We start from the raw sequence: 1,194 nt of genomic DNA on the forward strand, positions 1-1,194 counted from the left end.
CACCGTGGGGTGCTGAGCGCGCTGGTGGTGGGCCTGCCGCTGCTGGCGCATGGCGCGTGGATGGCGCTGGCCATCATCATCTGCACGGTCGTGGGCTGGCGGGCCACGGACCTCGTCTCCCATGGGGAGGATCATGGCTGGATCGTGATTGATGAGGTCGCGGGCATGTGGCTGGCCATGTTCCCGCTCGCGCCCCTGCCGCTATCGGCGCTGCGCTGGGCGGATGTGCTGTGGCTGCTGCTGGCCTTCGCGCTGTTCCGCCTGTTCGACATTACCAAGCCCGGCCCGGTGGGCTGGTTTGACCGGCGGCATGATGCGCTGGGAATCATGGGCGATGATATTGTGGCGGGCCTCATGGCCGCGGCCATCCTGACCGGCATCCGTTTCCTTGCCTGAAGCGTTACCGCGCCAGAAATGGAGAACGTAGCAGATGTTGCCCGATACCTTCCTTGCCCACATGCCCGAAGTCCTGAAGCGCCTGCACGCGGCGGGCTGCCGTATCGTCACGGCGGAAAGCTGTACCGGCGGGCTGCTGGCGGCGGCGCTGACCCATGCGGCCGGATCATCCGATGTGGTCGCGGGGGGCTTCGTTACCTATTCCAACAGCATGAAACATCACACGCTGGGCATTTCCAGCACATTGCTCGAACAGCACGGCGCGGTCAGCCGCGAGGTCGCGGCCGCCATGGCCCAGGGGGCGTTGACACACACACCCGACGCCACCCTGTCCATCGCCATTACCGGCATTGCCGGACCGGGCGGCGGCACGCCGGACAAACCGGTGGGGCTGGTATGGTTTGGCGTGGCGGGGGGCGGACAGGTTGATACCGTCTCCCATGTCTTTCCCGGCAGGCGGAGCGAAGTCCGGGCGCAGGCGGTACGGACCGCCATGGCGCTGCTGCTGGACCATGCCGGACGGCTGGCGGCTGAATAAGGGATCGCCTGAAAAACATTCAGAAAATCGGAAGGAAGCTTCAGGAAACGCCGCCTTTTTGAAAAAGGGCGACGCCCAGAAACCTTTGCTGTTTTTCAGGCGTTGTTTTCAACAGGCAGCCTGATGCCGGTTGGGGCCAAAGGCCCATGCCCGGCATCGATATGTCGCCTGATCAATACCCGGCGACCGTGCTGCCTGTCATTGGCACACGGATCGGTTCGGAGGTCTCGCCCGTGCCTGCCGCCTGCACGGCCTGGGGG

General features: G+C 65.0%; 2 protein-coding genes. Both read left to right on the top strand.

Going from position 1 to position 1,194, the window contains the following annotated elements:
- Window positions 1-396: phosphatidylglycerophosphatase A family protein (locus JCM25156_RS17330; protein ID WP_025814144.1), on the top strand; the 396-nt coding region annotated here is incomplete at its 5' end.
- A 34-nt stretch (window positions 397-430) separates the two neighbouring features.
- The gene (locus JCM25156_RS17335) at window positions 431-934 is read left to right on the top strand and encodes a CinA family protein (protein WP_025814145.1); all 504 of its coding nucleotides are present in this window, start codon (window positions 431-433) and stop codon (window positions 932-934) included.
- Window positions 935-1,194: the final 260 nt, after the last annotated feature.

This window comes from Komagataeibacter kakiaceti JCM 25156 (assembly GCF_000613305.1).